This is a genomic window from Cupriavidus sp. 96C5-1 (assembly GCF_057798855.1).
Map to the genome: position 1 here is coordinate 24,703 of NZ_JBYOJU010000012.1, position 26,837 is coordinate 51,539.

Annotated in this window: 38 protein-coding genes; 35 read left to right on the forward strand and 3 right to left on the reverse strand. The window is 63.3% G+C overall.

The genetic code is table 11. The features are described from left to right. Window positions 1-48 precede the first annotated feature (48 nt). From AC3FOF_RS15355 to dsbD, 33 genes are all read left to right on the forward strand, one after another. Complete coding sequence (locus AC3FOF_RS15355) at window positions 49-837, forward strand: SDR family oxidoreductase (RefSeq protein WP_276263702.1); 789 nt, start codon at window positions 49-51, stop codon at window positions 835-837. A gap of 55 nt (window positions 838-892) precedes the next feature. Further along, the gene (locus tag AC3FOF_RS15360; RefSeq protein WP_017225241.1) at window positions 893-2,134 is read left to right on the forward strand and encodes a styrene monooxygenase/indole monooxygenase family protein; all 1,242 of its coding nucleotides are present in this window, start codon (window positions 893-895) and stop codon (window positions 2,132-2,134) included. Window position 2,135: 1 nt separating this feature from the next. Continuing rightward, window positions 2,136-2,633 (forward strand): flavin reductase family protein, encoded by a 498-nt coding sequence (locus tag AC3FOF_RS15365; RefSeq protein WP_017225240.1) that lies wholly within the window; start codon window positions 2,136-2,138, stop codon window positions 2,631-2,633. A 302-nt stretch (window positions 2,634-2,935) separates the two neighbouring features. Then, window positions 2,936-3,586 carry a 50S ribosomal protein L3 gene (gene rplC, locus AC3FOF_RS15370; protein WP_017225239.1) on the forward strand — a complete coding sequence of 217 codons (651 nt, stop codon included), beginning with the start codon at window positions 2,936-2,938 and terminating at the stop codon, window positions 3,584-3,586. Between the two features lie 11 nt (window positions 3,587-3,597). After that, window positions 3,598-4,218: a 50S ribosomal protein L4 gene (gene rplD, locus AC3FOF_RS15375; protein WP_017225238.1), complete on the forward strand. Its 621-nt coding sequence runs from the start codon at window positions 3,598-3,600 to the stop codon at window positions 4,216-4,218. Continuing rightward, window positions 4,215-4,529, forward strand: a complete 315-nt coding sequence (gene rplW, locus AC3FOF_RS15380; RefSeq protein WP_006160473.1) for a 50S ribosomal protein L23 — start codon at window positions 4,215-4,217, stop codon at window positions 4,527-4,529. The genes rplD and rplW overlap by 4 nt, the downstream gene beginning before the upstream one ends. Before the next feature lie 2 nt (window positions 4,530-4,531). Further along, window positions 4,532-5,362, forward strand: a complete 831-nt coding sequence (gene rplB / locus AC3FOF_RS15385; protein WP_017225237.1) for a 50S ribosomal protein L2 — start codon at window positions 4,532-4,534, stop codon at window positions 5,360-5,362. 21 nt (window positions 5,363-5,383) lie between these two features. Beyond that, complete coding sequence (rpsS, locus tag AC3FOF_RS15390) at window positions 5,384-5,659, forward strand: 30S ribosomal protein S19 (RefSeq protein WP_017225236.1); 276 nt, start codon at window positions 5,384-5,386, stop codon at window positions 5,657-5,659. A gap of 9 nt (window positions 5,660-5,668) precedes the next feature. Continuing rightward, the gene (rplV, locus tag AC3FOF_RS15395) at window positions 5,669-5,998 is read left to right on the forward strand and encodes a 50S ribosomal protein L22 (RefSeq protein WP_017225235.1); all 330 of its coding nucleotides are present in this window, start codon (window positions 5,669-5,671) and stop codon (window positions 5,996-5,998) included. Window positions 5,999-6,007: 9 nt separating this feature from the next. Next, on the forward strand, window positions 6,008-6,814 hold the full coding sequence (gene rpsC / locus AC3FOF_RS15400) for a 30S ribosomal protein S3 (protein ID WP_017225234.1): 807 nt from the start codon (window positions 6,008-6,010) through the stop codon (window positions 6,812-6,814). Window positions 6,815-6,816: 2 nt separating this feature from the next. After that, a complete protein-coding gene (gene rplP / locus AC3FOF_RS15405) occupies window positions 6,817-7,233 on the forward strand; it encodes a 50S ribosomal protein L16 (RefSeq protein WP_013958242.1) in 417 nt (138 codons plus the stop codon). An 11-nt stretch (window positions 7,234-7,244) separates the two neighbouring features. Beyond that, on the forward strand, window positions 7,245-7,439 hold the full coding sequence (gene rpmC, locus AC3FOF_RS15410) for a 50S ribosomal protein L29 (RefSeq protein ID WP_006160464.1): 195 nt from the start codon (window positions 7,245-7,247) through the stop codon (window positions 7,437-7,439). Then, window positions 7,436-7,714, forward strand: coding sequence for a 30S ribosomal protein S17 (gene rpsQ, locus AC3FOF_RS15415; protein WP_006160462.1), 279 nt, complete (start codon window positions 7,436-7,438; stop codon window positions 7,712-7,714). Before rpmC ends, rpsQ begins: the two co-directional genes overlap by 4 nt. A 277-nt stretch (window positions 7,715-7,991) precedes the next feature. Continuing rightward, on the forward strand, window positions 7,992-8,360 hold the full coding sequence (rplN, locus tag AC3FOF_RS15420) for a 50S ribosomal protein L14 (protein ID WP_017225233.1): 369 nt from the start codon (window positions 7,992-7,994) through the stop codon (window positions 8,358-8,360). Between the two features lie 9 nt (window positions 8,361-8,369). Further along, entirely contained in the window at window positions 8,370-8,678 is a 309-nt protein-coding gene (gene rplX / locus AC3FOF_RS15425; RefSeq protein WP_017225232.1) for a 50S ribosomal protein L24, read from the forward strand. A 25-nt stretch (window positions 8,679-8,703) separates the two neighbouring features. Continuing rightward, on the forward strand, window positions 8,704-9,246 hold the full coding sequence (gene rplE, locus AC3FOF_RS15430) for a 50S ribosomal protein L5 (protein WP_017225231.1): 543 nt from the start codon (window positions 8,704-8,706) through the stop codon (window positions 9,244-9,246). Window positions 9,247-9,255: 9 nt separating this feature from the next. Then, complete coding sequence (gene rpsN / locus AC3FOF_RS15435; protein ID WP_035807814.1) at window positions 9,256-9,561, forward strand: 30S ribosomal protein S14; 306 nt, start codon at window positions 9,256-9,258, stop codon at window positions 9,559-9,561. Window positions 9,562-9,588: 27 nt separating this feature from the next. After that, complete coding sequence (gene rpsH / locus AC3FOF_RS15440) at window positions 9,589-9,984, forward strand: 30S ribosomal protein S8 (protein WP_017225229.1); 396 nt, start codon at window positions 9,589-9,591, stop codon at window positions 9,982-9,984. A gap of 9 nt (window positions 9,985-9,993) precedes the next feature. Next, window positions 9,994-10,527 (forward strand): 50S ribosomal protein L6, encoded by a 534-nt coding sequence (gene rplF / locus AC3FOF_RS15445; protein ID WP_017225228.1) that lies wholly within the window; start codon window positions 9,994-9,996, stop codon window positions 10,525-10,527. Between the two features lie 11 nt (window positions 10,528-10,538). Further along, window positions 10,539-10,895 (forward strand): 50S ribosomal protein L18, encoded by a 357-nt coding sequence (gene rplR, locus AC3FOF_RS15450; protein WP_006160450.1) that lies wholly within the window; start codon window positions 10,539-10,541, stop codon window positions 10,893-10,895. Between the two features lie 21 nt (window positions 10,896-10,916). After that, entirely contained in the window at window positions 10,917-11,435 is a 519-nt protein-coding gene (gene rpsE / locus AC3FOF_RS15455; RefSeq protein ID WP_006160449.1) for a 30S ribosomal protein S5, read from the forward strand. Between the two features lie 13 nt (window positions 11,436-11,448). Beyond that, window positions 11,449-11,637 carry a 50S ribosomal protein L30 gene (gene rpmD, locus AC3FOF_RS15460; RefSeq protein WP_017225226.1) on the forward strand — a complete coding sequence of 63 codons (189 nt, stop codon included), beginning with the start codon at window positions 11,449-11,451 and terminating at the stop codon, window positions 11,635-11,637. A gap of 22 nt (window positions 11,638-11,659) precedes the next feature. Further along, the gene (gene rplO, locus AC3FOF_RS15465) at window positions 11,660-12,094 is read left to right on the forward strand and encodes a 50S ribosomal protein L15 (RefSeq protein WP_017225225.1); all 435 of its coding nucleotides are present in this window, start codon (window positions 11,660-11,662) and stop codon (window positions 12,092-12,094) included. A 48-nt stretch (window positions 12,095-12,142) separates the two neighbouring features. After that, window positions 12,143-13,486, forward strand: coding sequence for a preprotein translocase subunit SecY (gene secY / locus AC3FOF_RS15470; protein ID WP_017225224.1), 1,344 nt, complete (start codon window positions 12,143-12,145; stop codon window positions 13,484-13,486). Between the two features lie 23 nt (window positions 13,487-13,509). Continuing rightward, window positions 13,510-13,728, forward strand: coding sequence for a translation initiation factor IF-1 (gene infA / locus AC3FOF_RS15475; RefSeq protein ID WP_006160436.1), 219 nt, complete (start codon window positions 13,510-13,512; stop codon window positions 13,726-13,728). Window positions 13,729-13,759: 31 nt separating this feature from the next. Then, window positions 13,760-13,876, forward strand: a complete 117-nt coding sequence (gene rpmJ / locus AC3FOF_RS15480) for a 50S ribosomal protein L36 (RefSeq protein WP_006160433.1) — start codon at window positions 13,760-13,762, stop codon at window positions 13,874-13,876. 19 nt (window positions 13,877-13,895) lie between these two features. Then, entirely contained in the window at window positions 13,896-14,261 is a 366-nt protein-coding gene (gene rpsM, locus AC3FOF_RS15485; RefSeq protein WP_006160431.1) for a 30S ribosomal protein S13, read from the forward strand. Window positions 14,262-14,285: 24 nt separating this feature from the next. Further along, the gene (gene rpsK / locus AC3FOF_RS15490; protein WP_017225223.1) at window positions 14,286-14,687 is read left to right on the forward strand and encodes a 30S ribosomal protein S11; all 402 of its coding nucleotides are present in this window, start codon (window positions 14,286-14,288) and stop codon (window positions 14,685-14,687) included. 325 nt (window positions 14,688-15,012) lie between these two features. Beyond that, window positions 15,013-15,636 (forward strand): 30S ribosomal protein S4, encoded by a 624-nt coding sequence (gene rpsD, locus AC3FOF_RS15495; RefSeq protein WP_006160429.1) that lies wholly within the window; start codon window positions 15,013-15,015, stop codon window positions 15,634-15,636. A 182-nt stretch (window positions 15,637-15,818) separates the two neighbouring features. Then, entirely contained in the window at window positions 15,819-16,799 is a 981-nt protein-coding gene (locus AC3FOF_RS15500) for a DNA-directed RNA polymerase subunit alpha (protein WP_017225222.1), read from the forward strand. Window positions 16,800-16,961: 162 nt separating this feature from the next. Further along, entirely contained in the window at window positions 16,962-17,357 is a 396-nt protein-coding gene (gene rplQ / locus AC3FOF_RS15505; protein WP_035807808.1) for a 50S ribosomal protein L17, read from the forward strand. Between the two features lie 144 nt (window positions 17,358-17,501). After that, window positions 17,502-17,846, forward strand: a complete 345-nt coding sequence (gene cutA, locus AC3FOF_RS15510; RefSeq protein WP_017225219.1) for a divalent-cation tolerance protein CutA — start codon at window positions 17,502-17,504, stop codon at window positions 17,844-17,846. Between the two features lie 102 nt (window positions 17,847-17,948). Next, window positions 17,949-19,919 carry a protein-disulfide reductase DsbD gene (gene dsbD, locus AC3FOF_RS15515; protein ID WP_488727111.1) on the forward strand — a complete coding sequence of 657 codons (1,971 nt, stop codon included), beginning with the start codon at window positions 17,949-17,951 and terminating at the stop codon, window positions 19,917-19,919. Between the two features lie 33 nt (window positions 19,920-19,952). Here the strand turns inward: dsbD and AC3FOF_RS15520 are convergent, their stop codons facing one another. From AC3FOF_RS15520 to yihA, 3 genes are all read right to left on the reverse strand, one after another. Further along, window positions 19,953-21,170: a magnesium transporter CorA family protein gene (locus tag AC3FOF_RS15520; RefSeq protein WP_017230944.1), complete on the reverse strand. Its 1,218-nt coding sequence runs from the start codon at window positions 21,168-21,170 to the stop codon at window positions 19,953-19,955. Between the two features lie 10 nt (window positions 21,171-21,180). Next, window positions 21,181-22,173: a porphobilinogen synthase gene (hemB, locus tag AC3FOF_RS15525; RefSeq protein WP_035818305.1), complete on the reverse strand. Its 993-nt coding sequence runs from the start codon at window positions 22,171-22,173 to the stop codon at window positions 21,181-21,183. A 333-nt stretch (window positions 22,174-22,506) separates the two neighbouring features. Beyond that, window positions 22,507-23,265 carry a ribosome biogenesis GTP-binding protein YihA/YsxC gene (yihA, locus tag AC3FOF_RS15530; RefSeq protein WP_017230946.1) on the reverse strand — a complete coding sequence of 253 codons (759 nt, stop codon included), beginning with the start codon at window positions 23,263-23,265 and terminating at the stop codon, window positions 22,507-22,509. A 567-nt stretch (window positions 23,266-23,832) separates the two neighbouring features. Here yihA and AC3FOF_RS15535 point away from each other — a divergent pair. Next, window positions 23,833-24,492, forward strand: a complete 660-nt coding sequence (locus tag AC3FOF_RS15535) for a c-type cytochrome (RefSeq protein ID WP_017230947.1) — start codon at window positions 23,833-23,835, stop codon at window positions 24,490-24,492. Between the two features lie 154 nt (window positions 24,493-24,646). Then, complete coding sequence (locus AC3FOF_RS15540; protein WP_276268872.1) at window positions 24,647-26,836, forward strand: cytochrome c biogenesis protein ResB; 2,190 nt, start codon at window positions 24,647-24,649, stop codon at window positions 26,834-26,836. The last annotated feature ends 1 nt before the right edge of the window (window position 26,837 follow it).

Below are 26,837 nucleotides of genomic sequence, written 5' to 3' on the forward strand. Positions count from 1 at the left end.
ATCACCCAAGGCGTCCGGGCGGCGCCCCGGATACCAGGAGACAACGTCATGGAAGGACTGCAGGACAAAGTAGCCATCGTCAGCGGTGGCGCCACCCTGATCGGCGCGGGCGTGGCCAAGGCCTTTGTCGAGGCCGGCACGCGGGTGGCCATTCTCGATATCGACGCCGCCGGCGGCGAGCGCGTTGCCGCGGAGCTGGGTGAGCGCGCCCTGTTCGTGCGTACCGACATCACGGACGATGCCCAGGTGGCGGCGGCCGTGGCGCACGTGGTAAGGCACTTCGGCGGGGTCGACTTCCTGGTCAACCTCGCCTGCACCTATCTCGACGACGGCTTCAAATCCGGCCGCCGCGACTGGCTGGCGGCACTGGACGTCAATGTGGTCTCCGGGGTGATGCTGGCGCAGGCCGTGCACGCGGCGATGCGGGCGCGCGGCGGCGGTGCGATCGTCAACTTCACCAGCATCTCGGCCAATGTGGCGCAGACCGGGCGCTGGCTCTATCCGGCCTCCAAGGCCGCCATCCGGCAGCTTACCCGCAGCATGGCGATGGACCTTGCTCCGGACCATATCCGCGTCAACTCGGTCTCGCCCGGCTGGACCTGGTGCCGGCTGATGGACGAGGTCAGCGGCGGCAACCGGGAGCGGACCGACCGCGTGGCAGCGGATTTCCACCTGCCGGGGCGCGTCGGCCAGCCTGGCGAAGTGGCCCAGGTGGTGCTGTTCCTGTGTTCGAGCCATGCCAGTTTCGTCACCGGCGCCGACTATGCGGTCGACGGCGGCTACTCGGCGATGGGTCCCGAGCGCAACGTGCCCGCTATCCCGCGGCTGGCAGGCTGAGACAGCCACCGCCCGGTTTCGACTTCCGTTGCAGCACCTCAAGGAGGAGATTGCCATGAACCAACGTATCGCCATTGTGGGCGCCGGCCAGTCCGGACTTCAGATGGCCCTCGGCCTGCAGGCCAGGGGTTACCAGGTGACGCTGCTGACCAACCGCACGCCGGATCAGGTCCGGGCGGGCAAGGTCATGTCCAGCCAGTGCATGTTCGATCGCGCGCTGCAGACCGAGCGCGACCTGGACTTGAACTGGTGGGAAGGTGCATGCCCGCCCGTGGAAGGGATCGGCCTGGCCATTCCGCATCCGGAGCAGCCCGGCGCGAAGCTGATCGACTGGGCGGCGCCCCTGGAGCGCCCGGCACAGGCGGTCGACCAGCGCCTCAAGATGCCGGCGTGGATGGAGGCGTTCGTTCAGCGTGGCGGCGATCTGCGTATTGCCGACGCCGGCGTCGAGGAGCTGGAAGCCCTGGCGCGCGAGCACGACCTGGTCCTGCTCGCGGCAGGCAAGGGCGAGATCGTCGGCCGCTTCGAACGCGATGCCACGCGCAGTCCTTTCAGTGCGCCGCAGCGCGCCCTGGCCCTGACCTATGTGAATGGCATGACACCGCGCAGTCCGTACTCGCGGGTTTGTTTCAACCTGATTCCGGGTATCGGCGAGTATTTCGTGTTCCCCGCGCTGACGCTGTCCGGCCCTTGCGAGATCATGGTGTTCGAGGGGGTGCCGGGCGGCCCGATGGACCGCTGGGCCGAAGCCCGCACGCCTGAGCAGCACCTTGCCGAAAGCCTGCGCATCCTGCGCACATGGCTGCCCTGGGAAGCTGAACGCTGCGAACAGGTAACGCTGACCGACGAGCAGGGCATACTGGCCGGCCGTTTTGCGCCGACGGTGCGCAAGCCGGTGATGGCCTTGCCTTCGGGGCGGCTGGTGTTCGGCATGGCAGACGCCGTGGTGGTGAACGATCCCATCACGGGGCAGGGCTCCAACAATGCCGCCAAATGCTGCAAGGTCTACCTGGACGCCATCGTCGCGCGAGGTGAGCGCACCTTCGACGCGGCCTGGATGGAGCAGACCTTTGCGCATTACTGGCAGTACGCCGGCGACGTGGTGAACTGGACCAATTCGCTGCTCACGCCGCCGCCGCCCCATATCCTCAATCTGCTCGGCGCCGCCGGCCAGGCGCCCGCGCTGGCCGCGCGGATTGCCAACGGCTTCGACAATCCGCCGGATTTTTTCCCATGGTGGGCCGATGCCGTGGCCTGCCAGCAACTGATAGACCGGCATCTGCCGCAGGCAGCCTGATATGGAAGCCGTGGATGCCGCGATCGATGCCAAGGCCCTGCGGCGGGCCTGCGGCCGCTATGCTACCGGGGTGGCAGTCATTGGCGCCTGCGCGGCGCAGGGGCGGCTGATCGGGCTGACCGTCAACTCCTTTGCCTCGCTGTCGCTGGCGCCGCCGCTGATCCTGTGGAGCCTGGCGCTGCACTCGCCGAATGCACGGTATTTCGTGCCGGGGAAGCGCTTCGGGGTCAGCATCCTGCGGGCCGGGCATGGGGAGCTTGCCCGGCGCTTCGCCACCCCTGCGGAGGATAAGTTCGCCGGTGTCGCGCACCGGCGGTGCGGGCACGGCGTGCCGTACCTCGAGGAAGCGCTGGCCACGCTGGCCTGTCGGGTGGAGCGGGCCGACGTGGCCGGGGACCACCTGCTGATCGTTGGCGAGGTGGAGGGATTCGAGGTGGGGGAGGGGGAGCCGCTGGTGTTCTTTGGCGGGGAGTTCGTGCGGGTCGGGAGGGAGGATTGAGGCGGTATCCAAATGCGCTTGGCAAGGCCAGGGGCTTCCCCGGAAATCGCATTCCAGCGGTGCTTCGCCAGGCGTAAGCATCACAAAACAACACCTGCCGCCCCCGCAGCCCCCAACTTCCCAAACCATCCTTGCTAATTCCAAACCAGTTCGATATAGTGTAAGGCTACCCATTTGTCTATGGGTAGTGGGCTGGCCAGTTTGGCCGCGCGCAGTCTTCTTCAGCGCAAGCCCCGCACTGCAAACACAGTTTTCGTGTATCAATCAGCCCCGGCCAATCGCAGCTGGGAATGGAGCAAACCATGAGCCTTGGCCTTGTAGGTCGCAAGGTTGGCATGACCCGTATTTTCACGGACGACGGTGATTCGATTCCCGTTACCGTGGTCGAGGTCGGCGACAACCGCGTGACGCAAATCAAGACGGACGAGACCGACGGTTATACCGCCGTTCAAGTCACTTTCGGCGCACGCCGCGCTAGCCGCGTCACCAAGCCGCTGGCGGGTCACCTCGCCAAAGCCGGTGTAGAAGCTGGCGAAATCATCCGCGAATTCCGTATCGATGCCGCTAAGGCTGGCGAACTGCAAGCTGGCGGTTCGCTGTCGGTCGACCTGTTCGAAGTCGGTCAGAAGATCGACGTCCAGGGCGTGACCATCGGTAAGGGCTACGCCGGTACCATCAAGCGCCACCACTTCGCTTCGGGTCGTGCCACCCACGGTAACTCGCGTTCGCACAACGTGCCGGGTTCCATCGGTATGGCGCAGGATCCGGGCCGTGTGTTCCCCGGCAAGCGCATGACTGGCCACCTGGGTGACGTCACCCGCACCGTCCAGAACCTGGAAATCGCCAAGATCGACGCAGAGCGCAAGCTGCTGCTGGTCAAGGGCGCTATTCCCGGCTCCAAGGGCGGCAAGGTTATCGTTACCCCGGCCGTCAAGGCCAAAGCCAAAGCTTAAGGAGCGAATCAATGGAACTCAAGCTCCTCCAGGACAATGGCCAGATCGGCGCAGGCGTTGACGCTTCGCCCGAAGTCTTCGGCCGTGACTACAACGAAGCCCTCGTTCACCAGGTCGTCGTCGCTTACCAGGCCAACGCTCGCAGCGGTAACCGTAAGCAGAAGGACCGTGAAGAGGTCAAGCACACGACCAAGAAGCCTTGGCGCCAGAAGGGTACGGGCCGCGCTCGTGCCGGTATGTCTTCCTCGCCGCTGTGGCGCGGGGGCGGCCGCATCTTCCCGAATTCGCCGGAAGAGAACTTCAGCCAGAAGGTCAACAAGAAGATGTTCCGTGCCGGCATGCGCTCGATCTACTCGCAGCTCGCACGTGAAGGTCGTATCAACGTGGTGGACGGTTTCACCGTCGATGCGCCCAAGACCAAGCTCTTGGCCGACAAGTTCAAGGCCATGGGCCTGGACTCGGTGCTGATCATCACCGACAGCCTCGACGAAAACCTCTACCTGGCTTCGCGCAACCTGCCGCACGTGGCAGTTGTCGAGCCGCGCCAGGCTGACCCGCTGTCGCTCGTGCACTACAAGAAGGTGCTGGTGACCAAGGCAGCCGTCGCGCAGATCGAGGAGTTGCTGAAATGACGCAAGTAGCCAAGAACGATCATCGTTTGATGCAGGTGCTGCTCGCGCCGGTGGTTTCCGAAAAGGCAACCCTGGTCGCCGACAAGAACGAACAAGTCGTGTTCGAAGTCGCTCGCGATGCCAACAAGGCAGACGTGAAGGCGGCAGTCGAACTGCTGTTCAAGGTCGAGGTGCAGTCCGTTCAGATCCTGAACCAAAAGGGCAAGCAAAAGCGCTTTGGCCGCTTCATGGGGCGTCGCAACCACGTGAAGAAGGCTTACGTTTCGCTCAAGCCGGGTCAGGAAATCAATTTTGAAGCGGAGGCCAAGTAATCATGGCACTCGTCAAGACCAAGCCGACGTCCCCGGGCCGTCGCTCCATGGTAAAGGTTGTTAACCCCAACCTGCACAAGGGCGCGCCCCATGCTCCTCTGCTGGAAAAGCAATTCCAGAAGTCGGGCCGTAACAACAATGGTCATATCACCACCCGCCACAAGGGCGGTGGTCATAAGCACCACTATCGCGTGGTCGACTTCAAGCGCAACGACAAGGACGGCATCCCCGCCAAGGTCGAGCGCCTGGAATACGATCCGAACCGCAGCGCCAATATCGCGCTGGTGCTGTTCGCCGACGGCGAGCGCCGCTACATCATCGCCACCAAGGGCATGGTAGTTGGCCAGCCGCTGATGAACGGCTCGGAAGCTGCGATCAAGTCGGGTAACAACCTGCCGATCCGCAACATCCCGGTTGGTACCACCATCCACTGCGTGGAAATGCTGCCGGGCAAGGGCGCCCAGATCGCTCGCGCCGCAGGCGGTTCCGCCGTGCTGCTGGCTCGCGAAGGCATCTACGCCCAGGTTCGCCTGCGCTCCGGTGAAGTGCGTCGCGTTCACATCGAATGCCGCGCCACCATCGGTGAAGTTGGCAACGAAGAGCACAGCCTGCGCGTTATCGGCAAGGCCGGCGCGACCCGTTGGCGCGGTATCCGCCCGACGGTTCGTGGCGTAGTGATGAACCCGGTGGACCACCCGCACGGTGGTGGTGAAGGCAAGACCGCTGCTGGTCGCGACCCGGTTTCGCCGTGGGGTACCCCGGCCAAGGGTTACCGTACCCGCAGCAACAAGCGCACTGCCAGCATGATCGTGCAGCGCCGCCACAAGCGTTAATCGGTAGGTAGGAGCCTAGACATGACACGTTCCGCAAAAAAGGGTCCGTTCTGTGACGCCCACCTGCTGAAAAAGGTGGAAGCGGCCTCAGGCGGCAAGGACAAGAAGCCCATCAAGACTTGGTCGCGTCGCTCGACCATTCTGCCGGAATTCATCGGCCTGACGATCGCCGTGCACAACGGCCGTCAACACGTGCCGGTGTACGTTTCGGAAAACATGGTTGGCCACAAGCTCGGCGAATTTGCGCTCACGCGTACGTTCAAGGGTCACGCGGCTGACAAGAAAGCGAAGAGGTAAGGTGCCATCATGGAAGTGAAAGCGATTCATCGCGGTGCCCGCATCTCCGCCCAGAAAACGCGCCTGGTCGCTGACCAGATCCGCGGTCTGCCGATCGAGCGCGCGCTCAACATCCTGACGTTCAGCCCGAAAAAGGCTGCCGGGATCGTGAAGAAGGTGGTCGAATCGGCCATCGCCAACGCCGAGCACAACGAAGGCGCCGACATCGACGAACTGAAGGTCAAGACCATCTACGTCGACAAGGCAACCTCGCTCAAGCGTTTCACGGCACGAGCAAAGGGCCGCGGCAACCGTATCGAGAAACAAACTTGTCACATTACTGTGACGCTCGGCAACTAAGGAGTCACGATGGGACAGAAGATTCATCCGACTGGCTTCCGTCTGGCCGTCAGCCGTAACTGGGCTTCGCGTTGGTACGCCAACAACACGAAGTTCGCCGGCATGCTGAAAGAAGACATCGAAGTTCGCGAGTTTCTGAAGAAGAAGCTCAAGAACGCTTCGGTTGGCCGCGTCGTGATCGAGCGCCCCGCCCGCAATGCACGTCTCACCATCTATAGCTCGCGTCCGGGCGTGGTGATCGGCAAGAAGGGTGAGGACATCGAACTGCTCAAGGCCGAGCTGCAACGCCGCATGGGTGTGCCCGTGCACGTGAACATCGAGGAAATCCGCAAGCCGGAAACCGATGCGCAGCTGATCGCCGACTCGATCACCCAGCAGCTCGAGCGCCGTATCATGTTCCGCCGCGCCATGAAGCGCGCGATGCAGAACGCGATGCGCCTCGGTGCCCAGGGCATCAAGATCATGAGCGCCGGTCGTCTGAACGGCATCGAAATCGCTCGTACCGAGTGGTATCGCGAAGGTCGTGTGCCCCTGCACACCCTGCGCGCCGACATCGACTACGGCTTCTCCGAAGCAGAAACCACCTACGGCATCATCGGTGTCAAGGTGTGGGTCTACAAGGGTGATCACCTCGGCCGCAATGACGCGCCGGTGGTGGAAGAGCCGCAAGACGAGCGTCGTCGTCGCCCGGGTCGTCCCGATGGTCGCCGCCGTGAAGGCGAAGGCGGCCGTCCGGGTGGCAACCGTCGCGGTGGTGCTGGCGCCGGTGCCGGTCGCCGCGCTGCGCCTGGCGCAGATGCGAAGAGTGGAGAATAACGATGCTGCAACCTAAGCGCAGAAAATACCGCAAGGAGCAGAAAGGCCGCAACACGGGTAAGGCTACCCGTGGCAACGCCGTGTCTTTCGGCGAATTCGGCCTGAAGGCAATGGGCCGTGGTCGTCTGACGGCTCGCCAGATCGAGTCGGCACGTCGTGCGATGACCCGTCACATCAAGCGTGGCGGCCGCATCTGGATCCGGATTTTCCCGGACAAGCCGATCTCGAAGAAGCCCGCCGAAGTCCGTATGGGTAACGGTAAGGGTAATCCGGAATACTACGTGGCAGAAATCCAGCCGGGCAAGATGCTGTACGAAATGGATGGCGTGACGGAAGACCTGGCGCGTGAGGCGTTCCGCCTCGCAGCTGCCAAGCTGCCGATCGCCACCAATTTCGTGGTGCGCCAGGTCGGGACGTAAGGAGAGCAGGGATGAAAGCATCCGAACTTCGCGGCAAAGATGCCGCCGGGCTGAACCAGGAGCTCTCCGAGCTGCTGAAGGCCCAATTTAGCCTGCGCATGCAAAAGGCCACCCAACAGCTGCAGAACACCAGCCAGCTGAAGAAGGTGCGCAAGGACATCGCGCGGGTGCAAACCGTGCTGAACGAAAAGGCGACCTCGAAATGACTGAAACTGCACAAACGGAATCGTCGCTTCGCCGCACGCTGGTCGGCCGGGTAGTTAGCGACAAGATGGACAAGACCGTCACGGTCCTGATCGAAAACCGCGTCAAGCATCCTCTGTACGGCAAGTACGTGCTGCGTTCCAAGAAGTACCACGCACACGACGAAGCCAACCAGTACAAGGAAGGCGACAAGGTCGAGATCCAGGAAACGCGTCCGCTGTCGCGGACCAAATCCTGGGTGGTTTCCCGTCTGGTCGAAGCTGCGCGCGTCATCTAAAAACCACAAGGTTTGCGGTTGACTTGCGAGTCCAGGGTTATGTTGCTATAATCCTGGACTTCCGCTTTGTTGCATTCGCCTTAGTTGTATCACCCCGGCGAGTCGATGAAGCGAACCTAGGCCGAGCGGCTCCTGATTAACCATGTTCAGGCCGCCTGGTAACTACCGACTTCAAAGTTGATCAACCCAAACGGTTGCTGGCGCAAAGCCGGAAGCCGACGGGACCAAGACTGACCGGCGGGCGTTGCCCGGTGGATTAAGTTGGGAAGATAACACCATGATTCAGACAGAAAGCCGGCTCGAAGTGGCCGATAACACTGGTGCGCGCGAAGTTCTGTGCATCAAAGTGCTGGGTGGGTCCAAGCGCCGCTATGCGAGCGTGGGCGACATCATCAAGGTGACCGTCAAAGACGCAGCACCGCGCGGTCGCGTGAAGAAGGGCGATATTTACAACGCCGTCGTCGTGCGTACCGCCAAGGGCGTGCGTCGCGCTGATGGTTCGCTCGTCAAGTTCGACAGCAATGCCGCTGTCCTGCTGAACACCAAGCTCGAGCCGATCGGCACCCGTATTTTCGGGCCGGTGACTCGTGAACTCCGTACCGAGCGCTTCATGAAGATCGTGTCGCTCGCGCCGGAAGTGCTGTAAGGAGCCGCCATGAACAAGATTCGTAAAGGCGACGAAGTCATCGTCCTGACCGGAAAAGACAAGGGCAAGCGCGGTACCGTGCAAGCCATGCTCGGCGACAAGGTCGTGGTGGAAGGCGTCAACGTTGCCAAGAAGCACGCACGTCCGAACCCGATGCTGGGCACCACTGGTGGCGTCGTCGACAAGGTCATGCCGCTGCATATTTCTAACGTTGCGCTCGTGGATGCCAATGGCAAGCCGTCACGCGTCGGTATCAAGGTGGAAGACGGCAAGCGTGTGCGCGTGCTGAAGACCACCGGTGCCGTCGTGGCAGCTTGATTCTGGGCACAGATAGGAGTTGAGCATGACTGCACGTCTGCAAGAGTTTTACAAAGAACAGGTTGTACCGAAGCTGATCGAACAATTCGGCTTCAAGTCGGTCATGGAAGTGCCGCGCATCACCAAGATCACCCTGAACATGGGCCTTGGCGAAGCCATCAATGACAAGAAGGTCATTGAGCTGGCAGTCGGCGACCTGACCAAGATCGCCGGCCAGAAGCCGGTGGTGACCAAGGCCAAGAAGGCAATCGCCGGCTTCAAGATCCGCCAGGGCTATCCCATCGGCGCGATGGTGACGCTGCGCGGCGAGCGCATGTTCGAATTCCTGGACCGTTTCGTGACCGTGGCCCTGCCGCGCGTGCGTGACTTCCGTGGTGTGTCGGGCCGCTCGTTCGATGGTCGTGGCAACTACAACATCGGTGTGAAAGAGCAGATCATTTTCCCCGAAATTGAGTACGACAAGATCGACGCACTGCGTGGTCTGAACATCAGCATCACGACGACGGCGAAGAATGACGAGGAAGCCAAGGCACTCCTCGCAGCATTCAAGTTCCCGTTCCGTAATTAAGGGGTTACCGTGGCTAAATTGGCTCTGATTGAACGTGAGAAGAAGCGCGCCAAGCTCGTGGCAAAGTATGCCGACAAGCGCGCAACCCTCAAGGCCATTATCGACGACCAGGAAAAGTCGGAAGAAGAGCGTTATGGCGCACGTCTGGAGCTGCAACAGCTCCCGCGCAACGCGAACCCGACCCGTCAGCGCAATCGTTGCGCCATCACCGGTCGTCCCCGCGGTACCTTCCGCAAGTTTGGCCTGGCGCGTAACAAGATCCGTGAGATCGCCTTCCGTGGCGAAATTCCGGGTCTGACGAAAGCCAGCTGGTAATTACGCACAGGCTACAGGAGAAACAGTATGAGCATGAGCGATCCTATCGCCGATATGCTGACGCGCATCCGCAACGCCCAAGGCGTGCAGAAAGCGTCGGTTGTCATGCCGTCGTCGAAGCTGAAAGTGGCAATCGCCAAGGTCCTCAAGGACGAAGGCTACATCGACGACTATGCCGTGAAAGAAGAAGGCGGCAAGGCACAACTGAGCATCGGTCTGAAGTACTACGCGGGCCGTCCGGTCATCGAGCGCATTGAGCGCGTCTCGAAGCCTGGTCTGCGCGTGTACAAGGGCCGCAGCGACATCCCCCAAGTGATGAACGGCCTCGGCGTCGCAATCATCTCGACCCCCCAGGGTCTGATGACCGATCGCAAGGCACGTGCCACTGGCGTGGGCGGCGAAGTTCTTTGCTACGTCGCGTAAGGAGTAACCATGTCCCGTGTAGGTAAGGCTCCCATCGCGCTGCCCAAAGGCGCAGAAGTGAATCTGGCAGCTGGCGTGCTCTCCGTTAAGGGCCCGCTCGGCACGCTGACGCAGCCGATCCACAGCCTGGTCAAGGTCAATGTCGAAAACGACACGCTGACTTTCGTCCCCGCTGATGAATCGCGTGAAGCAAACGCACTGCAGGGCACCATGCGCGCCCTGGTGGCCAATATGGTCAAGGGTGTGACCACCGGTTTCGAGCGCAAGCTTAACCTGGTCGGCGTGGGCTATCGTGCCCAGCTGCAAGGTACTGCGCTGAAGCTCCAGCTTGGTTTCTCGCACGACGTGATCCATGCGATGCCGGAAGGCGTGACGGCGGCAACGCCCACGCAGACCGAGATCATCATCAAGGGTGCGGACAAGCAGAAAGTCGGTCAGGTTGCAGCGGAAGTCCGCGCATACCGTCCGCCTGAGCCCTATAAGGGCAAGGGTGTTCGTTATGCGGACGAGCGCGTCATCCTGAAGGAAACCAAGAAGAAGTAAGGGGTGCAATGATGAACAAGAAAGACGCTCGTTTGCGCCGTGCACGTCAGACCCGCGCCAAAATCGCGGAGATGAAGATCAATCGTCTGACCGTGTTCCGTACGAATTCGCATATTTACGCCCAGGTCTACTCGCCGTGCGGCACGCAAGTGCTGGCATCGGCTTCGACCGCCGAGGCAGAAGTGCGCAAGGAACTGACCGGCAGCGGTGCTACCGCCGCCGCCGCGACCCTGATTGGCAAGCGCATCGCCGAAAAGGCGAAGGCTGCTGGCGTGGAGACCGTTGCGTTCGATCGCGGCGGCTTCCGCTTCCATGGTCGCGTGAAGGCACTGGCTGACGCAGCTCGCGAAGCCGGCCTTAAGTTCTAAGCGCACATAGAGAGATACGTCATGGCAAAAATGCAAGCAAAAGTCCAGCAGGACGAACGCGACGACGGCCTCCGCGAGAAGATGATCTCGGTCAACCGCGTCACCAAGGTGGTGAAGGGCGGCCGGATTCTCGGTTTCGCTGCGCTGACCGTGGTTGGTGACGGCGATGGCCGCATCGGCATGGGCAAGGGCAAGGCCAAGGAAGTGCCCGTTGCAGTTCAGAAGGCAATGGACGAAGCCCGTCGCAAGATGGTCAAGGTCTCGCTGAAGAACGGCACGCTGCAACACGAAGTCGTGGGCAAGCACGGCGCCGCCAAGGTGCTGATGATGCCGGCCAAGGAAGGTACCGGCGTGATCGCCGGCGGCCCGATGCGCGCTATTTTCGAGGTGATGGGCGTGACCAACGTCGTCACCAAGTCGCACGGCTCGACCAATCCGTACAACATGGTTCGCGCCACGCTGGACGGTCTTCAAAAGATGAGCACGCCCGGCGAGATCGCCGCCAAGCGCGGCAAGTCGGTTGAAGACATCCTCGGTTAAGGAGTCGGACGAAATGTCGCAGCAGCAAAAAACCGTAAAAGTGCAACTCGTGCGTGGCCTGATCGGCACGCGTGAGGATCATCGCGCCACCGTGCGTGGCCTGGGTCTGCGCCGCATCAACTCGGTGTCGGAACTGGAAGACACGCCCGCAGTGCGCGGCATGATCAACAAGGTGTCGTACCTGGTCAAGGTTCTGGCCTGATACCCGAGACACGGAGAGCAACATGCAACTGAACAACCTGAAACCGGCCGCCGGTTCGAAGCACGCAAAGCGTCGCGTCGGCCGTGGTATCGGCTCCGGCCTGGGCAAGACTGCCGGTCGCGGTCACAAGGGTCAGAAGTCGCGTTCGGGCGGCTTCCACAAGGTCGGCTTCGAAGGCGGTCAAATGCCGCTGTATCGTCGCCTGCCGAAGCGCGGCTTCACCTCGCTGACGAAGGTCTTCACCGCTGAGGTGACCCTGCGCGACATCGAGCGTCTGGAAGCGGCTGAAGTGGATCTGCTCGTTCTGAAGCAGGCTGGCCTGGTGGCCGAGCTGGTCAAGAGCGCCAAGGTCATCAAGGCTGGCGAACTGACCCGCAAGGTAACGATCAAGGGTCTGGGTGCCACCGCTGGCGCCAAGGCTGCGATCGAAGCCGCCGGCGGTCAGATCGCGGCGTAATTTAGCAGCAGATTTCGCAGCATAGGCGAGTCACAGTCGGAGCATCGTTTGGCCACGGCGAAACCCAATGCAAGCACGCAAGCCAAGAACACGGCGAAGTACGGCGACCTGAAGCGCCGGCTGATGTTCCTGGTGCTGGCCCTGATCGTGTACCGCATCGGAGCGCATATTCCGGTGCCGGGAATCGATCCGGAACAGCTTGCGAAGCTTTTCCAGAGTCAGTCGGGTGGCATCCTCGGGATGTTCAACCTGTTCTCGGGCGGTGCGCTGTCGCGCTTTACCGTCTTCGCGCTCGGCATCATGCCGTACATCTCGGCGTCGATCATCATGCAATTGCTGACGATCGTGCTGCCGCAGCTGGAGTCGTTGAAGAAGGAAGGGCAGGCGGGTCAACGCAAGATCACGCAGTACACGCGCTACGGCACGGTGGTTCTGGCCACCTTCCAGGCGCTGTCGATTGCAGTCGCGCTGGAATCTCAGCCCGGCCTGGTAATCGATCCGGGCCTGATGTTCCGGGCTACGGCAGTGATTACGCTGGTGACCGGCACGATGTTCCTGATGTGGCTGGGTGAGCAGATCACCGAGCGGGGTCTCGGCAACGGCATCTCGATCATCATCTTCGGCGGTATCGCGGCGGGCTTGCCCAATGCGATCGGCGGGCTCTTCGAACTGGTTCGCACCGGTTCCATGAGCATCATTGCATCGATCCTGATCGTTGCAATCATCGCCGGCGTTACCTTTGCCGTGGTGTTTGTCGAGCGTGGCCAGCGCAAGATCCTGGTGAACTATGCCAAGCGTCAGGTCGGCAACAAGGTGTATGGCGGACAATCGTCGCACCTGCCGCTGAAGCTGAACATGGCAGGGGTGATTCCGCCGATCTTCGCATCGTCGATCATCCTGTTCCCGGCGACCATCGCGGGCTGGTTCACCTCTGACTCGACGAGCGCCGTCGGCAGGTTCGTCAAGGACCTGGCTGCGACGTTGTCGCCGGGACAGCCGGTCTACATCCTGCTGTACGCTGCTGCGATTATATTTTTCTGCTTCTTCTATACGGCTCTGGTGTACAACAGCCGGGAAGTGGCGGACAACCTGAAGAAAAGCGGTGCCTTCATTCCGGGCATTCGTCCGGGCGAGCAGACGACGCGCTACATCGACAAGATTCTTGTCCGTCTGACGCTGGCTGGTGCGATCTACATCACACTGGTCTGCCTGTTGCCGGAATTCCTGGTACTGCGCTGGAACGTTCCGTTCTATTTTGGCGGAACCTCGTTGCTGATCATCGTGGTCGTCACGATGGACTTCATGGCCCAGGTCCAGTCCTATGTCATGTCGCAGCAATATGAGTCCCTGCTGAAGAAGGCGAATTTCAAGGGTAATCTGACCTTGCGCTGAAGCCGGGTCGGTACAGGCTAGGTATGGCAAAAGACGACGTCATCCAGATGCAGGGGGAGGTCCTGGAAAACCTTCCCAACGCGACGTTCCGCGTCAAACTGGAAAACGGCCATGTAGTGTTGGGCCATATCTCCGGCAAGATGCGAATGAACTACATCCGGATTCTTCCGGGTGATCGGGTGACGGTTGAGCTGACCCCATATGATCTGTCACGCGCGCGCATCGTCTTTCGGACGAAGTGAAGCGAACAGGAATTGAAGGAAGAGGAAAATCATGAAAGTGCTGGCTTCTGTTAAGCGCATTTGCCGCAACTGCAAAGTTATCAAGCGCAACGGTGTCGTGCGCGTGATCTGCTCGTCGGATCCCCGCCACAAGCAACGCCAAGGCTAATCGGAAAGAGGATTGACGAATGGCACGTATCGCAGGGGTTAACATCCCGAACCACAAGCATACCGAGATCGGCCTGACGGCTATTTACGGTATCGGCCGCTCGCGCGCCCGCAAGATTTGCGTGGCCACCGGCGTTCCCTTTGACAAGAAGGTCAAGGACCTGACCGACGGCGACCTGGAAAAGCTTCGTGACGAAGTAGCCAAGGCCACGGTTGAGGGTGACCTGCGTCGTGAAACCACGATGAACATCAAGCGTCTCATGGACCTTGGTTGTTATCGTGGCGTGCGTCACCGCAGGGGTCTCCCGATGCGCGGTCAGCGCACCCGCACCAACGCCCGTACCCGCAAGGGTCCGCGTAAGGCCGGCGTGGCTCTGAAGAAGTAAAGCCGAAGGCAGAGGAAGAAACTAATGGCAAAAGGTCCGAATAACGCCGCCCAGCGCGCGCGTAAGAAGGTCAAGAAGAACGTTGCCGACGGCATTGCGCACGTCCACGCTTCGTTCAACAACACCATCATCACGATCACCGACCGTCAGGGCAATGCCCTGGCATGGGCAACCTCGGGTGGCCAGGGCTTCAAGGGTTCGCGCAAGTCGACGCCCTTCGCAGCCCAGGTTGCTGCAGAGAACGCCGGCCGCGTGGCGCAAGACCAGGGTATCAAGAACCTGGACGTGCGCATCAAGGGCCCCGGCCCTGGCCGTGAATCGGCTGTCCGTGCGCTGAACGCGCTGGGCATCAAGATCTCGGTGATCGAAGACGTGACGCCGGTGCCGCACAACGGCTGCCGTCCGCCGAAGCGCCGCCGCATCTAAGCGCCAGGTGTGATAACCGGATTGCGAGCGGGGATTCCCCGCCCGCAGCCCGGTATGGTAGTATCGCACGTTGACCTGCTGCATATGCTTGCGGCAGGTTTTCGTTTTGCGTCCGGTGATTGATGGATTGATTTCTTGTCCGTCGTACGGGCGCAGCAATCAGACACATGCTTTTGCGCGTGCCTGCCTGGGATTCCCATGGGAGTCTCATCGGGAGCGCGCTGGATAAGCCCACCGTCCGCCACTCATGCATCCCCAGGGATGGAGAAGGCGGACTCGCGGCGCGTCGAAAAAGGCGCCGCGATCGATCAGGAAGGAAGATAAAGTGGCACGTTATATCGGCCCGAAGGCCAAACTCTCCCGCCGTGAAGGTACTGACCTGTTCCTGAAGAGCGCACGCCGCTCGCTTGCAGACAAGTGCAAGCTGGACAGCAAGCCGGGCCAGCACGGCCGCACCTCGGGTGCACGCACCTCCGACTACGGCAACCAACTGCGCGAAAAGCAGAAGGTCAAGCGTATCTACGGCGTGCTCGAGCGCCAGTTCCGCCGCTACTTCGCCGAAGCCGACCGCCGCAAGGGCAACACCGGCGAGAAGCTGCTGCAGCTGCTGGAATCGCGCCTGGACAACGTCGTGTATCGCATGGGCTTCGGCTCGACCCGCGCTGAAGCGCGCCAGCTGGTGTCGCACAAGGCGATCCTGCTGAACGGTCAAGCCCTGAACGTGCCGTCGGCACAGGTCAAGGCTGGTGACGTCATCACCATCCGCGAACAGTCGAAGAAGCAAGTCCGTATCGCCGAAGCGCTGTCGCTGGCTGAGCAATCGGGTTTCCCGGCATGGGTTGCCGTGGACGCGAAGAAGTTCGAAGGCACCTTCAAGCAAGTGCCGGATCGCGCCGATATCTCGGGTGACATCAACGAAAGCCTGATCGTCGAATTGTATTCGCGTTAATCACACGAATTCTGTCCGACACCATCGAACGGTCAGGGGCTTGCGTTTCCCGTCAAGCTTCACATTCAGCCCGACGCGCTGCCGCGCGCCGGGCTTATTGCCCATCGTGCGATGGGATTTTCAGGTTCCATACGTCAGCCTTATCGGTGTAACGAGCCGAGGGTATTGAAAAGGACAACCTAATGCAAACAGCACTCCTCAAGCCTAAAATCATCGCCGTAGAGCCGCTGGGCGACCATCACGCAAAAGTCGTGATGGAGCCGTTCGAGCGTGGCTACGGCCATACGCTCGGTAACGCCCTGCGTCGCGTGCTGCTGTCGTCGATGGTCGGCTATGCCCCGACCGAAGTCACGATCGCTGGGGTGGTCCATGAGTATTCCACCATCGATGGCGTACAGGAAGACGTAGTCAACCTGCTGCTCAATCTGAAGGGTGTGGTCTTCAAGCTGCACAACCGCGACGAAGTCACGGTGTCGCTGCGCAAGGAAGGCGAAGGCGTTGTGACCGCAGCCGATATCGAGCTGCCGCACGACGTCGAAATCATCAACCCCGGCCATGTGATCGCTCACCTGTCGGCCGGCGGCAAGCTCGATATGCAGATCAAGGTCGAACAAGGCCGTGGTTATGTGCCGGGCAACGTGCGCAAGTTCGGCGACGAATCGGGCAAGGTCATTGGCCGCATCGTGCTGGACGCTTCGTTCTCGCCGGTGCGCCGCGTGTCGTACGCAGTCGAATCGGCTCGCGTGGAACAGCGTACCGACCTGGACAAGCTGGTGATGAACATCGAAACCGACGGCGTGATCTCGCCCGAGGAAGCGATTCGTCAATCGGCGCGCATCCTGGTGGACCAGCTGTCGGTGTTCGCCGCGCTGGAAGGCACCGAGTCGTCGGCGGAAGCCGCTTCGAGCCGTACGCCGCAGATCGATCCGATCCTGCTGCGCCCGGTCGACGACCTGGAGCTGACGGTGCGTTCGGCCAACTGCCTGAAGGCCGAAAACATCTACTATATCGGCGACCTGATCCAGCGTACCGAGAACGAGCTGCTGAAGACCCCGAACCTGGGTCGCAAGTCGCTCAACGAAATCAAGGAAGTGCTGGCTTCGCGCGGCCTGACCCTCGGCATGAAGCTCGAGAACTGGCCGCCCGCAGGGCTGGAGAAGTAATCAGCCGGGCGCGGCGGCGGGCTCGTCCTGTCGCCGCGCCAGGTAAATCCCGGCGACCGGCATGTGCCGGCTGCTCCATAGACTACCGGCCCGCGCCGAACCGGGAAATCTCCCGGCCAAGCGATAGAAGAGCTGGTCAAACATTGCAATAAAGGAATCATCATGCGTCACCGTCATGGTTTGCGGAAACTGAACCGCACCTCGTCGCACCGTCTCGCGATGCTGCGCAACATGTCCAACTCGCTGTTCCAGCATGAGCTGATCAAGACCACCCTGCCCAAGGCCAAGGAACTGCGCAAGGTTGTCGAGCCCCTCATCACGCTGGCCAAGAAGGACACGGTTGCCAATCGCCGCCTGGCTTTCGCCCGTCTGCGCGACCGCGACATGGTCACCAAGCTGTTCAACGAACTGGGCCCGCGTTACAACGCCCGCCCGGGCGGTTACACCCGTATCCTGAAGTTCGGTTTCCGCCAGGGCGACAACGCGCCGATGGCGCTGGTCGAGCTGGTCGACCGTCCGGAAGTCACCGAAGCCCCGGCAGAAGAAGCCGCGGAATAAGGTTGATACTGTCCCCGGTAAGCTGCGACCACCGGTCGCGGCAAGCCGCGCGGACACCGCTTACAATCGAGCCAGGCTGCATGCCTGGCTCTTTTGTTTTCGGGAGCAGGCGCTGGGGCTGACTTTAGAGAACGGGAAGGTACGATGAGCGAGACAATCCTGGTGATGACGGTGCTGCCCGATGCAGATTCCGCCACACGCTTGACGCGCGCGGTGCTGGAGTCCCGGCTGGCCGCCTGCGTGAACCGGCTGGCGCCCTGCGAGTCCGAGTACTGGTGGCGCGGCGAGATCGAGCGCAGCCAGGAATGGCCACTGCTGATCAAGACCACCCAGGATCGCTATGCGGCGCTCGAAGCGGCGATTCGCCTGGCGCACCCGTATGAGGTGCCGGAAATCGTGGCCATGCCGGTGGTAGCGGGTTTCGCGCCTTATCTGGCCTGGGTGGCGCAGGAGACGCGTACCCCCGAGGCCGGCGACGACAGCGCGTAGGGATAACCGTCAAGGGGTGACCAGGCTGGGAATGCGTCCGGATGTCCGGGCCGCCAGGCGCTCGAAACACGGATATAACGAATGACAATTCAAGGATGGGGCATGGGTTTCGGAGAGACATCGAGCGCTTTTGGCCAGCGGCCGGCGGCGCGAGCGGTGCGGCATAGTGCCGCAGCACGCCTCCTGGCCCTGCTGCTCGCCGCATTGTGGCTGTGCCTTGCCGGCTTTTCCGGCGTCGCGCATGCAGCCGACGACGATTTCCTTCCGCCGGAGCAGGCCTTCCGCTTTGCCGCGCGGCAGCTTGATGCAAAGACCATCGAGGTCCGCTTCGATGTGGCAGATGGCTATTACCTCTACCGCGACCGCTTTGCCTTTGCCGCGCAGCCGGCCTCGGTCAAGCTGGGCGCGCCGGCGTTCCCGCCGGGCAAGGTCAAGTTCGACGAGACCTTCGGCAAGGAAATGGAGACCTACCACGGCGGGCTGACCATCCGCGTGCCGGTGGAGTCTGCCCCGGCCGACGGCAAATGGTCGCTGGTGGTGACCTCGCAGGGCTGCGCTGACAAAGGGCTGTGCTATCCCCCGGCAGAGCACGTCTTCAAGGTTGGCGGCGGCGTGCTGGACGGGCTGTTCGGCAGGAGCGCTGCGGAGGATTCCAGCCGCCCCGGCAACAGTGTGGCTGCGGAGCACGATGAAGCGCCCGCCGCCGCGGCTCCGGGCATCCCGTCGCCCGCCCAGGCGGCCTCCCCTGCCGACGAAAACGACCGTATCGCCGGCGCGCTGGCCAGCCGCAACCTCGGCCTGATCGCCGCCTTGTTCTTCGGCCTTGGCCTGCTGCTCACGTTCACGCCTTGCGTACTGCCGATGGTCCCGATCCTGTCGTCGATCGTGGTGGGCGAGCACGTCACGCGCGGGCGCGCCTTGCTGGTGTCGCTGTCCTATGTGCTTGGCATGGCGGTGGTCTATACCGGCATCGGGGTAGCTGCCGGGCTGCTTGGCGAAGGCTTGTCGGCGGCGCTGCAGGCGCCGTGGGTGCTGGCGGCCTTCGCCGTGCTGATGGTGGCCTTGTCGCTGTCCATGTTCGGTCTCTATGAGCTGCAGCTGCCGCAGCACTGGCAGACCCGCTTGACGGCCTCCTCGAACCGCCGCCAGGGCGGGCAGCTGGCCGGGGCCGCCGCCATGGGCGCGATCTCGGCGCTGATCGTCGGGCCGTGCGTGACGGCACCGCTGGCCGGCGCCCTGGCCTATATCGCGCGCACCGGCGACGCCGTCACCGGCGGCGGCGCGCTGTTCGCCATGGCGCTGGGCATGGGTGTGCCGCTGGTGCTGGTTGGCGTGGGCGCGGGCAATCTGCTGCCGCGCGCCGGCCGCTGGATGGAAATGACCAAGCGTTTCTTCGGTTTCCTGCTGCTGGGCGTGGCGCTGTGGATGGTGGGCCCGGTGCTGCCGGCCTGGGCGCTGATGGCCGGCTGGGCAGCGCTGTTCCTGGTGGGGGCGGTGTTCCTGAGCGCCTTCGATGCCCTCGGGCCCGAGGCGCATGGCCTTGCCCGGGTGGGCAAGGGCCTTGGCCTGCTGGCCGCCCTGGCGGGTGCAATCCTGCTGGTGGGGCTGGCTTCCGGCGGGCGGGATCCCCTGCAGCCGCTGGCGCACCTGGGGGCCGCGCGTACCGCGCCCGGCGCGGTCGCTGAGAATGCGTTGGCGCCGCGCTTCGAGCGGGTCCGCTCGATCGCGGAGCTCGACGCGCGCGTGGCGCAGGCCGCCGCCGCCGGCCAGCCGGTATTGCTCGACTTCTACGCCGACTGGTGCGTGAGCTGCAAGGAAATGGAGCGCTTCACGTTCAGCGACGAGCGCGTGCGCACCCGGCTGTCCGGCGTGGTGATGCTGCAGGCCGACGTTACCCGCAACAACGCCGACGACCGCGCGCTGCTCAAGCGCTTCGGGCTGTTCGGGCCACCGGGCATCATCCTGTATGGCCCCGACGGGCGCGAGCGGCCGGTGCGCGTGATCGGCTACCAGCCGGCAGCGCGTTTTCTGGACAGCCTGTCGCGCGCCTTCGACGCCAAGGCCAGCATCTGAGGCGAGGCTGGCCCCGGCGCAGGGAGGGCCCGCCTAGTTCTGCTCCAGCCGCCGTCCCAGGGCCCATACCGCGGCCAGCACCACCACCACGGCACCCATCAGCCCGATCGACCACCAGAATCCCTGCGGCTCGCGCAGCCAGGGCATGCGGTCGAAATTCATGCCGAAGATGCCGGTGATCAGCGTCAGCGGCATGAACAGCGCCGTGATCAGCGTCAGCGTGCGCATGGTGCGGTTGGTGCGATGCGCCACGGCCGAGAAATGGATCTGTACCGCGGACTCGATGGAGTCCTCCAGCCGGCGGGCATGCGCCAGCACGCGCGAGATATGCTCCATCACATCATTGATACGCACCAGCAGCGCTTCGTCGCGGCCGGCCGTGTCGGCCTGGCCCTCGCTCTCGTTGCTGTAGCTGTTGTCGAGCAGGCTGTCGCGGAACTCCTGCAGCGCATCGCGTTGCTCCTCGCACAGGTGCTCAAGCCGCCGCAGCTCGATGCGCGCATCCAGCAACCCTTCCCAGCTGGAAAAGCTGCGCCGCGAGTTCAGCAGCGCCCGCTGCCAGCGGTCCAGCTGGCGCGTCAGCGGGGCGCGCAGATCCAGGTAGCGGTCGACCATCGCATTGAGCAGCCGCAGCATCATGTCCTCCGGGCGTGTCGGAGGGCGGATGCCGTGGACCAGGGCACCATTGCCGTTGGGCCGCGTCGGCTGTCTGGGCGCCTGGCATAGATCCAGCAGCCGCTGGCGCACCTGGTCGATGGTGCGGGACTGCGCGGGCCGGACCGTCAGCAGCACATTGTCGAAGACAAGGAAGGTAACCGGCTGGGTGTCGATCTTGGCCAGCGCGGGCAGGAAGCCGGGTGCGTAGCGGCGCGCCTTTGGTATTGCGCCCGTGCCCGTGGACAGCCGCGGGCCTGCCGCCGCCGGGGGCGCGGCGGCGTCGCCGGCTTCGGCGATCAGCCGGCTGGTCTCGAAGGTGAGCTTGCGGAAGATCACCATATCGTACGCATGGGTCGTATCGAAATACGACGGATGCGACGGATTGGTGGCATCGATCAGGTGCAGGTCCAGCACCGGCGCCCCGGTCAGCGCCTGTACGCTGTCGCGCCAGGCCGCCGCGGCTGTGCTGACTTCCTCGATCGGCGTGTCGACCCAGACGAAGCGGGCGGCCGCATTGCCCGCAAGGAAGTCGCGCGCCTCGTCGAGCGAGGCGAGCGGGTGGACCTGGCTGGCGGAAAAACCTAACAGCTGCATCCGGGCCGCTTCAGGGCGTCAGCAGGCGGGCGGCGTCGCGCGCGAAGTAGGTCAGGATGCCGTCGGCGCCGGCGCGGCGGAATGCCAGCAGCGACTCCATCATGACCTTGTCGTGGTCCAGCCAGCCATTCTGCGCGGCGGCCTTGAGCATGGCGTACTCGCCGCTGACCTGGTAGACGTAGGTGGGAAAGCGGAATTCATCCTTCACGCGCCGCACGATGTCGAGGTAAGGCATGCCAGGCTTGACCATCACCATGTCGGCGCCTTCCATGATGTCCTGTGCCACTTCGCGCAAGGCTTCGTCGGTGTTGGCCGGATCCATCTGGTAGGTCATCTTGTTGCCCTTGCCCAGGTTGGCCGCCGAGCCCACCGCGTCGCGGAAGGGGCCGTAGAAGGCCGAGGCGTACTTGGCGGAGTAGGCCATGATGCGGGTATGGATGTGGCCGGCGTCTTCCAGCGCAGCGCGCACCGCGCCGATGCGCCCGTCCATCATGTCGGAGGGGGCCACGATGTCCACGCCGGCCTCGGCCTGTGTCAGTGCCTGCTTGACCAGGATTTCCACCGTGACATCGTTGATCACGTAGCCATCGGCATCCAGCACGCCGTCCTGGCCATGGCTGGTGTAGGGGTCCAGCGCCACGTCGGTCAGCACGCCGAGTTCGGGGAAGCGGTCCTTCAGGGCACGCACGGCGCGCGGGATCAGGCCTTCGGCATTGGTTGCCTCGATGCCGTCCGGTGTCTTCAGGGCGGCGTCGATCACCGGGAACAGCGCGATCACCGGGATACCCAGCTTGACACAGTCTTCCGCCACGGGCAGCAACTGGTCCACCGATAGCCGCTCCACGCCCGGCATGCTCGCCACGCTCTGGCGCTGGTTCTGGCCGTCGAGGATGAATACCGGATAGATCAGGTTGTCCGGCGACAGGCGGTTTTCGCGCATCAGCCGGCGCGAGAAATCATCGCGGCGCATGCGGCGCGGACGGTACTCGGGGAAAGTGGACATGGCTTGAGGGAGAGGAGTCAGAAGGGGAATACCGCTAGCCTGTCGCGCTGCGGCCACGCGGGGTCGCCGGTGAGTGCGCGATCAGACCGCTTGTGAAAGAAAAACTAAACTTTTGATCTCGCCCGCTATCATACTCGCGGACACTCTGCGTTGCGCTTGCGCGATGCAGCGTCCCCCGCTACTCCTCCCTGAGCGGGTACCCGCCCTAACCGGCGGGAAAGTTCGCCCCCGTTGCTTGCAACGGGGTTTTTTTTGCCTCGGCGCAAGGGAAGCCAGCGAGGGGCAGCGCCGCATCGGAGCGCAGACCCGGGTACGCGCAGCGGGTCGGCAGGATCAGTTCGCGGGCGTGTCGGGCGCCGTGTTGTCCGTCGCGTCGTCCGCCGCGCTATCGAGCGTGGTATCGGGCACGGCTTGCGATGTCGCCGCGGGCCTTGTAGCGGGCGCGACGGGCGGCTGTGCCTCGGGCAGCGACAGCCAGCCCGCCACCACGCGCTGCGCCTCCTCGATGCCGCGGCGCTTCAGGCTGGAGAACAGTTGCGCGGTCAGGGCCACGGGCGTGTCGAGCTGCTCGGCGTAGCCCGCCAGGATCTTGCGGGTCTCGCGCAGCGCCAGGGCGTTTTCGCTGTTGGTCAGCTTGTCCGCCTTGGTCAGCAGCACGTGGATGGGCCGGCCCGTGGGCAGGAACCACTCGACCATCTGGCAATCCAGGTCGGTGAAAGGCCGGCGTGCATCCATCATCAGCACCAGGCCGGACAGCTGCGAGCGGGTCTGCACATAGTCGCTCAGCAGGGTTTGCCAGTGGTATTTGGCCGAGCCGGAAACCTGCGCGTAGCCATAGCCGGGCAGGTCGACCAGGAAGGCGAGCGGGTCCGGCGCCTTGACCGGCGCGACGCCGAAGAAGTTGATGTGCTGGGTGCGGCCCGGCGTGCGCGACGAGAAAGCCAGCCGCTTCTGGTTGCACAGGATGTTGATGGCGGTGGATTTGCCTGCGTTGGAGCGTCCGGCGAAGGCCACTTCAGGCACGGCCGTGGCAGGCAGGTCGCGCAGGTGGTTGACGGTAACAAAGAAGCGGGCCTGGTGTAGGAGGGACATGCGCTTGGGCGATGGGGCGGGTGAGGGCGGGTTGCCGCCTGGGATCAGGCGGTATTGCCAGCGTCACCACGCTGATGTGAGTGAGGCGTGCGGCACACGGTGCCGCCAGGATGGCCGGGGCTTGCGTCTGGCCGCGTCGCGGCGCGCACATCCTCTATCCGGCACACGATTTATTGTACAATAACGCGGTTAACGGCCTCCCGATTGGGTGACGCGTGGCATCCTTGGCCCGCATCAATCCGGAAGGGAAGCTTTGCGTGTCCGTTCCATCGAGGTAGCGCGGCCTGTCGGTCTCGCCCCTGCAGCGGCGTCCAATCCGGCGCCGGCGCATGCGGGCAACTGCAGGCCGAGAGTCTGCTGCCGGGATATTCGCACGGTCTGCCGCCCTCGTTCGCATGGGGGCGGTGCCATCTGGCTTCGTCTGGGTGTTTGTGGTTTTCAGGCGAGCGGGCGGTCCATCGTGATGAATTTCCGATGTCAAAGTGCCAGCCCATCGCGTCCTCACCGCGGGCAGGGTGCCGAACGGCGTGCCCCACGAATTCAAAACAATTCAGAGAAGGTGTGCGAATGAACCGCATTGCGAAACTTCTGGCTGTTGTGGCGCTGGCTCTGCCGGCAACTGCCATGACCGGTCTGGCATCTGCCACCGAGCAGGCTGCCGCGAAGGCTGATCCGGCCAAGGGCGAAACCCTTTACACCCAAGGTGCTCCCGATCGCAATGTCCCGGCCTGCCTGAGCTGCCACGGCGCCAACGGCAACAGCGGCGCCGCGGCCAACCCGAAGCTGGCCGCCCAGCATCCGGAATACGTCCACAAGCAGCTTGCCGATTTCAAAGCCAAGAGCCGCAACAACGCCATCATGTCGCCGTACGCGGGCGCCATGTCCGACCAGGAAATGAAGGACGTCGGCGCCTACCTGGCCAAGCAGGCGCAGAAGCCCGCCACCGCCAAGAACAAGGAAACCATCGAGGCCGGCCAGAAGATCTACCGTGGCGGCATCGCCGCCAAGGGCGTGCCGGCATGCGCGGCTTGCCATGGCCCCACCGGCGCCGGCATTCCCGCGCAGTATCCGCGCATCGGCGGCCAGTGGTCCGAGTACACCGAAGCGCAGCTGGTGGCATTCCGCCAGGGCACCCGCAAGAACAACCCCGTGATGACGACCATCGCCGCCAAGATGTCGGATGCCGAGATCAAGGCTGTGGCCGACTACGTCGCCGGGGTTCGCTAAGTCGTTCCGCGCCGGGTAGCCGGAGCGCTCCAGCCGGCCTTGCAACTGCGAGGTGCCGCGGGGTGCAACCAGGCAGCCTGGCAACAATCGAAAAGGGTGGCCTGCGCGAGCATGCCCACCCTTTTTTATTTCAAGGCCAAGGGCCACACTGCACATGTCGACCGCTTCCACGTCAGGACTGCACCTGAAGACCTCCCACCGCCTGCTGCGCGACGCGGTGGAACTGCTGTCCTCGATGCGTTTTGCCATCGCGCTGCTGACGGTCATCGCCATCGCCAGCGTGATCGGCACGGTCCTCAAGCAGAATGAGCCCTATCCCAACTACGTGAACCAGTTCGGCCCCTTCTGGGCCGACCTGTTCCACGCGCTGTCGCTGCAAAAGGTCTACAGCTCCTGGTGGTTCCTGCTGATCCTGGCCTTCCTGGTGATTTCCACCTCGCTGTGCCTGACCCGCAACGCACCCAAGATGATCAACGATATGCGCTCGTGGAAGGACCACGTGCGCGAGCGCAGCCTGCGGGCCTTCCACCACCGCGCCGAGTTCGATTCGGAGCGCCCGCGCGCCGATGCCGTGAGCCGTCTCACCGCACTGCTGTCCAACCGCGGCTACCGCATCAAGGCCGTCCCGCATGAGGGCGCGACCTTGCTGGCGGCCAAGGCGGGCGCCGCCAACAAGCTGGGCTACATTCTCGCGCATACCGCCATCGTGGTGATCTGCATCGGTGGCCTGCTCGACGGCGACATGCTGATCCGCGCGCAGATGTGGTTCGGCGGCAAGACGCCGATCAGCGGCAATGCCGTGATCAACGATATTCCGCCGCAGCACCGGCTCTCGACCAGCAACCCGGGCTTTCGCGGCAATGCCTTCGTGCCCGAAGGCTCCACCGTTTCCACCGCCATCCTGAATATCTCGGACGGCGCCCTGGTGCAGGACCTGCCGTTCAATATCACGCTGAAGAAGTTCACCGTCGAGCATTACTCGACGGGCATGCCCAAGCTGTTCGCTTCCGACGTGGTTATCACCGACCGTGCCACCGGCCGCAAGACCGAGGCCACGGTCAAGGTCAACGAGCCGGTGGTGGTGGACGGCATCGCCATCTACCAGTCGAGCTTCGAGGACGGCGGCTCGAAGCTGAAGTTCGTTGGCTACCCGATGCAGGGCGGCAGCGACAAGACCTTCGCCTTCGCCGGTACGGTGGGCGCCAACTCACCGCTTGCCGGCACGGGCGGCGGCGCCGATGCCGAGGGACTGACGGTCGAGTTCAGCGATTTCCGCCTGATGAATATCGAGAACGTGACCGATGCATCGGGTAAGCCCGATGCCCGCGGCGTGGCGCACAAGTCGTTCAACGAGAAGCTCGAATCCCATCTCGGCTCGGCCGTGAATCCAGATCGCGCGAAGGAGCTGCGCAACGTGGGGCCGTCGGTGCAGTACAAGCTGCGCGACCGCAACGGCCAGGCGCGGGAGTTCAACAACTATATGGTGCCGGTCCAGCTCGATGGCCAGTCGGTCTTTCTTGCCGGCATGCGCGATTCGCCCAGCGAGCCGTTCCGCTATCTGCGCATCCCGGCCGACGAGCAGAACAGCGTGGCGGACTGGATGCGCCTGCGCGCCGCGCTGCAGGACCGCGCATTGCGCAGCGAGGCCGCGCGCCGCTTCGCCCTGGCCACGATGCCAGGCGAGGACCGCGAAGCGCTGCGTGGCCAGCTGGCCGAGAGCGCCATGCGCGCGCTGGATCTCTTCGCCGGCGTGTCGCGCAGCAGCCCGCAGGCGCCGCCGGGTGGCTTCACCGCGGTTGCCGGCTTCCTGGAGAAATCGGTGCCGCCGGCCGAACAGCAGAAGGCTGCCGATGTGTTGCTGAAGATCCTGAACGGTTCGATGTGGGAGCTCTGGCAACTGGCACGCGCGCAGGACAAGCTGCCCGTGGTGCCTAATAGTGCGCAAAGCGGCGCATTCCTGCAGCAGGCAATCAATGCGCTGTCCGACAGTTTCTTCTACACCGCGCCGGTTTTCCTGCAGCTCGACGACTTCACGGAGGTCAAGGCCAGCGTGTTCCAGATGACCCGTGCACCGGGGAAGAACATCGTGTATCTTGGCTGTCTACTGCTGGTGCTTGGGGTGTTTTCGATGTTCTACATCCGTGAGCGCCGGGTCTGGATCTGGGTGAAGGATCCGAAAGACCCGGTGGACCCGAGCGGCGGGCAAGGCGCCACCAGCCATGTGCTGATGGCCATGTCCACCCAGCGCCGTACACTGGATTTCGAGAAGGAGTTCGTCGCCCTGCGCGACGACGTGGGCCGGGCCGCCGGCAGCGTCGGCGGCACCGGCAACGACGGCCATTGAA